Consider the following 6,678-nt stretch of genomic DNA (forward strand, 5'->3'; position numbering starts at 1 on the left):
GATGCGATCGTCGTGCTGGAGAACGTTCACCGGCATATCGAGGACGGCATGGAGTCCAATGCCGCGGCGATCCGCGGGATCAACGAGATCGCCTTCGCGGTCGTGGCGATGACGCTGACGCTGGTGGCGGTCTACGCGCCGATGGCGTTCTCGACAGGTCGTACCGGCAAGCTCTTCATCGAATTCGCGCTGACGCTGGCGGGAGCGGTGCTGGTCTCGGGCTTCGTGGCTTTGACGCTGACGCCGATGATGTGCGCCAAGCTGCTCAAGCACAACGAGAGCCATGGCCGGATCTACAATCTGCTCGAACGCGGCTTCGACGCGATGTCACGCGGCTACCGGGCGTCCTTGCGGGGGGCGCTCTCCATTCGTCCGCTGATCGTGATCCTGGCGGTGGGTGTTGCCGGCGCCAGCTACTTCTTCTTCACGGGTCTGCGTTCCGAACTGGCGCCGGTCGAGGACCGCGGCACGATCACGGCGATCGGCGTCGCGCCGGAAGGGGCGACGATCACCTTCACGGCCGAGTATGCGCGCCGGGTCGAGGAGGTCTTCAGCAAGATCCCCGAGGTCCAGACCTACCTCGTCATCGTCGGCTTTCCGGACGTGACCCGTGCGATCGCCTTCGCCCGGCTGAAGCCGTGGGAAGAGCGCACACGCAAGCAGCAGGACATCGTGGTCGAGATCAACCGGCAGCTGTCGCAGATTCCCGGCATCCGGCTGTTCGCCACCAATCCGCCCTCGCTCGGCCAGGGTGGCGCCAACAGCCGACCGGTGGAGTTCGTGCTGCGCTCGTCGGAGCCCTATGTCCAGATCAAGGAGTATGTCGACACGCTGATGGCCGAGGTCGCCGGTTCGCCGGCCCTGACCAATGTCGAATCCAACCTCATCCTCGACAAGCCGCAGATCAAGGTCTCGATCGACCGGCAGCGCGCGGCGGATCTCGGGATCGGCGTCGACGTGATCGGTCGGACGATGGAGACGCTGCTGGGTGGGCGGCAGGTCACCCGCTTCAACATGAACGGCGAACAGTACGACGTCGTCATCCAGGTCGGCGGCGAGGACCGCAACACGCCGCAGGCGCTGCAGTCGATCTATCTGATGGGACGCGGAGGTGCCGTGGTCCAGCTCTCCAGCCTGGTCAAGGTCGAAGAAGGCGTCGCGCCGAAGGAACTGATCCGCTTCAACCAGCTGCGTTCCGCCACCATCACGGCGGTGCCGGCGCCGGGCTATTCGCTCGGTGACGCTCTGACGGTGCTGGAGCAGGCCTCGGCCCGAGTCCTGCCGAAGACGGTGCAGATCGACTATGGCGGCCAGAGCCGCGAGTTCAAGCAGTCGGGCGCCTCGATCGCGATCGTCTTCCTGCTGGCGCTGGGATTCATCTATCTGGTGCTGGCGGCGCAGTTCGAGAGCTTCATCGATCCCATCGTGATCATGGTGTCGGTGCCGCTCTCGCTGACCGGCGCGCTGGCCGCACTGTACTTCACCGGTGGCACGATGAACGTCTACAGCCAGATCGGGCTGATCACGCTCGTCGGCCTCATCACCAAGCACGGCATCCTGATCCTGGAGTTCACCAACCAGCTTCGGGAGGAGGGCAAGGAGATGATCGACGCGCTGGTCGAGGCCGCCGAACTGCGTCTGCGCCCGATCCTGATGACGACGGGCGCGATGGTGCTGGGAGCGGTGCCACTGGCGCTCGCGACCGGGGCCGGCGCCGAAAGCCGGTCCCAGATCGGCTGGGTCATTGTCGGCGGCATGACCTTCGGCACGTTGCTGACGCTTTATGTCGTGCCGGTGGCTTATTCCTATCTCGCAAGCAAGAAGCGCTCGGTGCATGAGCATGTTGCGAAGGAGGCGCCGGCGGCGCATCCGCAGCCGGCTGAGTAAGGGCTTCCGCGTCATTCTCGGGCGAAGCGAAGCGCAGACCCGAGAATCTTAGGGCGCGCTGGCACGGTCGGGTCGTTCACGAACCCTGAGATGCTCGGGTCAAGCCCGAGCATGACGTGCGGCTGCTACTGCAGCCGCACCGAGACGCTTTCGCTGGCGCCGGTGCCGTCGATCACTGAAATGCGCAGGAAGCCCTTGCCCGACGGTTGCCAGATCGCTTCGCGCCGTCGCGTCGGCGGAAGGACCGGCGCGCCGTCGACCAGCCAGGTATAGGGCGGCGCGCCGCCCGCGACCTTGAGGTTGAGTTCGAGGCGCCCGTCGGTGGCCGAGGCGGCGAGGTCGATCCGGGCTCCCTCCGGCGGGAAGGCGAGCCTCAGCGAAGGCGTCGTCATCGCGGACACGGTCTTGGGCACGTCGTGACGCAGATGGCGCAGCGGCGGTGGCAAATGGGTGCTCGTGGCGACGATGCTGTCGCGTGGCTGCGGGAAGGGTCGCGGGTCGAGGCCGAGCCGGGCGAAGGCGTCGAACAGGATCGGCGCCGCGACGACGCGCCCGACGAGGCCGGGCACGGCACCGTTGTCGGCGCGCCCGACCCAGACGCCGATCGTATGCTTGCGGTCGAATCCGACGGCCCAGGCGTCGCGATAGCCATAGGAGGTGCCGGTCTTGAAGGCGATGCGTCCGGGCACGGCGTTGAGGGGCGGCGGCGCGCCGAGCAGCGTGTCGGCGACATACCAGGCGGCGACGGGCTCGACGAGGCGCGGTGAGGGCGCCCCCCCGTCATCCGCCCGCACCGTCAGGCCGGGGGCATCCCCGCCGCGTGCCAGCCCGACATAGAGGCGGGTCAGATCGTGCAGGGTGATGCCGAGACCGCCGAGGCCGACGGCGAGGCCAGGCGCTCCGCCCTCTTTCGGCATGGCGACCGAAACCCCGACGTCGCGCAGGCGAGACAGGAAACGCTGCGCGCCGAGCGCCGAGAGCAGCTCGACCGCCGGCACGTTGAGTGAGAGCTGGAGCGCCTTGCGGGCCGAGATCATGCCCTGGAAGGTCATGTCGAAATTCTCAGGGGCATAGAGCCCGTAGCGCGCCGGCCGGTCCTCCAGCATCGTCTCGGGATGGGCGATGCCATTGTCGAAGGCGAGTGCGTAGATGAAGGGCTTCAAGGCCGAGCCCGGCGAGCGCAGCGCCCGCGTCAGGTCGAGCGAGCCGGCCCGCTCGGCGGCGAAGTAATCGACGCCGCCGACCGAGGCGCGGATCTCGCCGGTGTCGTTGTCGACGGCGAGGATGGCGATCGAGACCTGTGGCGCCAGACCGAGGCTGCGGTCGCGGGCCAGCGCTTCCAGCGTCGCCTGCAGCCGCGCATCGAGGCTCAGGCGATGGCTCCGGGCGCCCGGTGCTTCGGCCACGACCTGCTCGGCGACATGGGGGGCGAGGTTGGGGAAGGGCTTGCGGGCCGTTGGAACGGGCTCGTCCCGGGCAGCAGCGATCTCGGCGGCGGTGGCGAGGCCGGCCCGCTCGACGCGGGCCAGCACCCGGTCGCGGGCCTTGCGGGCAGACTCGACGAAGCGGTCCGGCCGGCGCGTCTCGGGCGATTGCGGCAGGGCGACGAGCAGCGCGGCCTCGGCGGTCGAGAGGCGCTTGGGCTCCTTGCCGAAGTAAGCCAGGCTGGCGGCCCTTACGCCCTCCAGATTGCCGCCGAAGGGGGCGAGCGTCAGGTAGAGGTCGAGGATCTGCGACTTGGTGAAGCGCCGCTCCAGCTCGATGGCGCGCACCGCCTGCCGCAGCTTGGCGCCGAGGCTGCGCTCCTCGCGAGGCTCAAGCAGGCGGGCCACCTGCATGGTCAGCGTCGATCCGCCGGAGACGATGCGGCCGTTCGCCAGCATCTGGCCGGCCGCGCGGGCGAGCCCCAGCCCGTCGATGCCGGCATGGCTGTCGAAGCGCCTGTCCTCGAAGGCCTTGAGCATGGCGAGATAGCGCGGATCGACATCACCGGTGCCGACCGGAAGCTTCCAGCGGCCATCCGTCGTCAGGAAGGGGCGCAGCAGCCTGCCCTCGCGGTCGAGCACCACGGTCGAGCGCTCGGTTGCCGCCGTGAGATCGAGCGGGGGAAGGGGCGCGGCGTAGTGGAGGAGGGAGGCGGTCGCGGCGGCGAGGAGCAGGGCGAGCGATGCGGCTGCGATCTTCAGCGTCCGGAAGCTTCGGCCTGCCACCGTCATGCTCGGGCTCGACCCGAGCATCTCCTGATCGAGATTCTCGGGTCTCGGCTTCGCCTCGCCTGAGAATGACGGCTTGTGATCGCTGTGCATCACCGCGCCGAGGCGATGTCCACCGTCCCGAAACCCGTCCGCCCGAAGCGGTCGGGGCGGTACATGTCCTCGATTACGGCGGCAGGGGCGACGTAGCGGCCGGGCGAGACGGCGCGGGCGATATAGGCGACCGTGTAGGCGAGTTTCTGGTCGTTGCCGCCCGAGCGCTCGAAGGCGGCGACATAGCGGTCGTCGCGCGCTTCAGTGTGGACGGGTGCGACCTCCTGCTTCAGCCAGTCGAGCCCCGCAACCGAGGCGCCTTCGGTGAGATTGGCGTTCTCGATCTCCAGCCCGGCGGGGACGGGATCGACGAGGAGCAGACGGCCATAGCGGCTGGTCGGCTCGGTGACGGTGAGGGCCACGACATAGCGCTCGTTCTGGCGCAGACGGGCCGGGTCGGCCTTCTCGCCCTTCATCGTGTAGATCACGCGCTCCAGACCGAAGCCCTGGTTGAGAGCGGGCTCGGCGCCGGTCGGAATGCCCGCCACGGTGATCACCGCCTGCGCGGTGGAGGCGGCGGGGTTGGCGACCGTCAGCGGCTTCTGCTCCAGTGCCGCGGCGGACAGGGTGCGGTAGAGCGGCCCCTTCCGCTCGGCGCCGTCCACCGTCAGCGTCATGCCCTCGGCGTCCTTCGCCATGGCCTGGGCGGCCAGCACCATCCAGGCCTGCTCCTGGGTCGAGGTGTAGCGGGCGCTGTTGCGGGCGCCGTCGAGGATGGCGGCGGCGCGGCCGATCTCGGCCCGGTCGCCGGCCGATTCCGCGATCAGCGCGAGAACCGCGGCGCCGTCGCGCAGGCGCGAGCCATAGTCAGGCCGCGACAGGCCGTCGTCGCTGCGCTCCTGCAGCCCGGCCAGCGCGCTGACGAAGGCGGCGCGGCCGCGACCGCGATCGCCGAGCGCCGAGAGCGCCGCACCGATTTGGGCACGGGCCATGGGTGTGGCGAAATCGGCGAGCTTGTTGTCGGCGAGATAGCGCAGGTCGCCCATCACCGGGCGGCCGTTGCGGGCGAGCACATAGAGGGCATAGGCGATGCCGGCCGCCTCCTCCTTGACGATCTCGCCGGTGTTGACGACCTGGTTGCGCAGCCGGTCGAGCGCGAGGTTGAAGGCGCTCTGCGGCACCGCGAACTGGCGCTCGCGGGCGCGCGTCAGGAAGTCCGCCGTGAAGGCGTCGAGCCAGAGATCGTCGCCGCCGACGCTCCAGAGGCCGAAGGAGCCGTTGGCGCCCTGGCGGGCGAGCACGCGCTCGATCGCGGTCTGCACCCGCTCGTCGGCATTGGCGTCGAGCGCCAGATGTTCCAGCGAGGCGAGCCGGTTGACATGGAGCAGCGGCATGGCGCGGCTCACCGTCTGCTCGGTACAGCCATAGGGATAGCGGTCGAGCGCCTTGAGCAAAGCGGGCACGTCGAGCGAAGCCAGCGGCGAGACGGAGACCGAGACCTGGCCGGAGCCGGGAACGAGATCGGCCAGGAGATCGGCCGAGACCGTGATCGCACCGCCATTGCCGGGGATCGGGCGCACGATGCGGCGCGCGATCGTCGCGGCGGAGGGCTGCACGCGGACGGCCAGGTTCTGCACGGTCCCGACGCCGCCGGGTCCGGAGATGCGGACATCTAATTCGGCGCGGCCGAGGCCGGCGGCCGTGACGGGGATCGTCATCTGGCTCTTGGCGCCGGCGGCGAGCTGGATCGTCCGGCGCGTCGCGTCGGCCGGCACCAGCACCGGGCCGCGGATGTCGAGATCGACGACATAGGGGCCGGCCGGGCCCTCGACATTGTCGATGGCGAGGTGGAAGCGCGACTGGTCGCCGATGGCGAGGAAGCGCGGCAGCGTCGCCTGCGCGACGACCTGGTCGCGCACGATGACCTCAGTGCTGGCCTGGCCGGTGCGGCCGGCCGACCATGCGACAGCCATGACGCGCAGCGAGCCGTTGAAGGCCGGCAGCTCGAAATCGACCTTCGCCACGCCGTCGGGGCCGACCTTGACCACGCCGGAATAGCGGGCGACCGGCTCCTGCGTCGGCTTCTCGCCTTCGAGGGAGGGGGCAAAATCGCCGCCGCTGCGGATCGCGCCGCGCGTGCCCTGCATGCCGTCGATCAGATAGCCATAGAGGTCGCGCAGTTCGTGGCCGATCTGGCGCTGGCCGAAGAAGAATTGGCTCGGATCGGGGCTTGCGAAGCGGGTGAGATTGAGGATGCCGACATCGACGGCGGCGACCGTGACGAAAGCCTCCTCGCCGGCCCGGGCGCCGGTGACCTTCACTGGCAGCGACAGGGTCGTGAGCGGGCGCACGAGCAGCGGCGCGCCGAGATCGAGCGCCAGCGTGCGGCTCTCCTTGCCGATGGAGAACCAGGACAGGCCGATGGCGCGGCCGGGCAGGCGCTGGGCGGCGGCATCCATCGGCCGGTGCGCCAGCACGACGAGATAGGCGCTCGCGCCCCATTCCGCCTTGACCGGGATCGAGGCGGTGGCGCCCCCGGCGGGCA

Annotated in this window: 3 protein-coding genes; 1 reads left to right on the forward strand and 2 read right to left on the reverse strand. The window is 69.6% G+C overall.

The annotated features are described in order from the left end of the window. Positions 1 to 1,887: efflux RND transporter permease subunit (locus Q8M82_RS13850; protein ID WP_305691923.1), on the forward strand; the 1,887-nt coding region annotated here is incomplete at its 5' end. 125 nt (positions 1,888 to 2,012) lie between these two features. Here the strand turns inward: Q8M82_RS13850 and pbpC are convergent. Continuing rightward, a complete protein-coding gene (gene pbpC / locus Q8M82_RS13855; protein WP_305691924.1) occupies positions 2,013 to 4,103 on the reverse strand; it encodes a penicillin-binding protein 1C in 2,091 nt (696 codons plus the stop codon). Positions 4,104 to 4,192: 89 nt separating this feature from the next. Beyond that, positions 4,193 to 6,678 (reverse strand): alpha-2-macroglobulin family protein (locus Q8M82_RS13860; RefSeq protein WP_305691925.1); only part of this gene is annotated, 2,486 nt, incomplete at its 5' end.

The organism is Allobosea sp., assembly GCF_030694325.1.
Taxonomy (GTDB): Bacteria; Pseudomonadota; Alphaproteobacteria; order Rhizobiales; family Beijerinckiaceae; genus Allobosea.

What these genes read in the sequence shown, in the direction of transcription:
- pbpC (WP_305691924.1), bottom strand. Translation starts at nt 4,103, where the DNA reads ATGACGGTGGCAGGCCGAAGCTTCCGGACGCTGAAGATCGCAGCCGCA.